This window comes from Bacillus sp. JJ1127 (assembly GCF_036965845.1).
Lineage (GTDB): Bacteria > Bacillota > Bacilli > Bacillales > Bacillaceae_G > Bacillus_A.
This window is the reverse complement of sequence record NZ_JBALQK010000178.1, coordinates 1-2,371: the sequence shown is the minus strand read 5'-3', so window position 1 is coordinate 2,371 and position 2,371 is coordinate 1. Positions and strand designations below refer to the sequence as shown.

Here is a 2,371-nt window from a genome sequence, read left to right as displayed (position 1 = left end):
CTACAACTATTTTTTAATAGTCTAATACTTTTTTCTATAGTCTAGAACATTTTTTAATGGAACATTTCACAAAAAGAAAAATCTCACGTGAAATTAAATTTATATAAGCTTAGCTTGATGGGCATGGGGTACCAACACATCGCCATCAAATTAAGGTGAATTCGTGTTCCACCATAATATTGTATAAGAATTTAACGTAGTTTTTTCTTTTGTTGTCTCATACCGTTCATAGGAGACTTATCCTGCGTGTTTCGGATTTTGAATCATACGAGATACAACTGAAAATAGCATCAAAGGCATTACCAATTGAGTCCCTCTCAAGCTTCCTATGTTGTCTGTTAACAAGTACATATGTTTCATGACAAAAGTAATCTTATTTATACTCACCTATCTTCTTTCTTTTGCATAAAATTTAATCACACATCATATTTTTATACTAGGCTAAAAAAGTTGGTTTAGGTAAAATTCAAAAGTGTAACACCATATTTTTGCCACAAAGAAAAAATAAAACCCTATTTTAGGTTTTTAAAAATAAAAAAATACTACACCATCTTTCATTTCACCTTCAGTGAACAAAATGAAAACAAGTTAAAAGGGGAGGATACGTTATGGATGAATTAGAAACAGCCAAAAGGCAAGATGCGGTTGCTGTATCACATCAAGAAGGTTGGCGGCAACACAACAACGATCCTAGCTTACGAGAAGTGTATAAAAGTATGAAGGTACCGAAGAAGGGAAATTCCCTTCGAAAGCTCCTTGCATTTATGGGACCAGGTTATCTTGTTGCAGTAGGATACATGGATCCTGGAAACTGGGCTACATCGATAGCTGGAGGATCTGCTTATAACTATACGTTACTATCCGTCATTTTGATTTCTAACTTTATGGCTATTATTTTGCAGGCACTATCTGCAAAGTTAGGGATTGTAACAGGAAGAGACTTAGCACAAGCATGTCGGGATCATTACAGTAAGCCTGTGTCATTTGTTTTATGGATACTATGTGAATTAGCTATTGCAGCTTGTGATTTAGCGGAAGTGATAGGTTCCGCTATCGCGTTAAACCTTTTATTTCATATTCCTCTTGTATGGGGCGTATGCATTACTTCATTTGATATCTTATTAGTACTTTTATTACAAAATAAAGGATTTCGTTATATTGAAGCCATTGTCATTAGTTTAATTGCAACCATTTCCGTTTGTTTTGGTGTGGAACTCTTTATGTCGCAGCCACAACTGAGTGAGATTGCAAAAGGATTTGTTCCAAGTAAAGAGATTATTCAAAATCCTGAAATGCTATTTATTGCACTTGGAATTTTAGGAGCTACGGTTATGCCACATAATTTGTATTTACATTCTTCTATTGTGCAAACGAGAAATTATGAAGAAACGCCCAAAGGAAAACGAGAAGCGATTAAATTTTCAGTGATTGACTCCACGATCGCATTAATGTTAGCTTTATTTATTAATGCATCAATTTTAATATTAGCAGCGTCTGCTTTTCATACAACAGGGCATACCGAAGTAGCGGAAATCCAAGATGCCTATCAATTGTTAAATCCGATTCTTGGAAGTGGGGTTGCGAGCGTATTATTTGCCGTTGCTTTATTAGCCTCAGGACAAAATTCTACATTAACAGGAACGTTAGCTGGGCAAATTGTAATGGAAGGTTTTTTAAATATTCGCTTACGACCATGGATTCGCCGCTTAATTACGCGTTTAATCGCAATTATACCTGCGGTCATTGTAACACTAATATATGGAGAAAAAGGAACCACGGATCTTTTAGTATTAAGCCAAGTTATCCTATCTCTTCAACTTTCATTTGCAGTTATTCCACTTATTATGTTTACTAGTGACAAAAAGAAAATGGGTGAATTCACAAACTCACTTTGGACCAAAATGATCGCTTGGTTCATTGCTATTATTATCGCTATTTTAAATGCATATCTACTCTTTACTACATTTTCAGGATAAAAATATTCTAAATATAAAGTATTTGTATTACTTCCATTAATCTAGACTATAAAAATAGAAGAATTCCCTTCAACCTTTATGTTTGAAGGGAATTCTTCTATTCTCACTCTTCTTTATTAAAATGAAACAAAAAAACTAATCAACATAATAGAAAACCTCCTGTTTCACCAGAAGGTTTTCTATCTTTCTTCTTTTTTAAAAGTTCTATATATATCCATTTTAATTTTCCAGCATATAAATCACGGCTATGAAGAACAAAAAGTGACCTGCACTCGTTTTCTCTCTTTAGTTTCACTTGGCCTGGGGCAGGAAAAGGATCTGACCGCTTCTATGCATCGGCGGATTCCGGCTCCCACCGAAAAAGAGGGGTTGTATATCGGTTTTTTAATTGATGG

At 34.6% G+C, this 2,371-nt stretch carries 1 protein-coding gene; it reads left to right on the top strand.

Annotated elements, in window-relative coordinates:
* Nucleotides 1–608: 608 nt before the first annotated feature.
* Nucleotides 609–1,976 (top strand): Nramp family divalent metal transporter, encoded by a 1,368-nt coding sequence (locus tag V7183_RS17615; protein WP_335360312.1) that lies wholly within the window; start codon nt 609–611, stop codon nt 1,974–1,976.
* Nucleotides 1,977–2,371 lie beyond the last annotated feature (395 nt).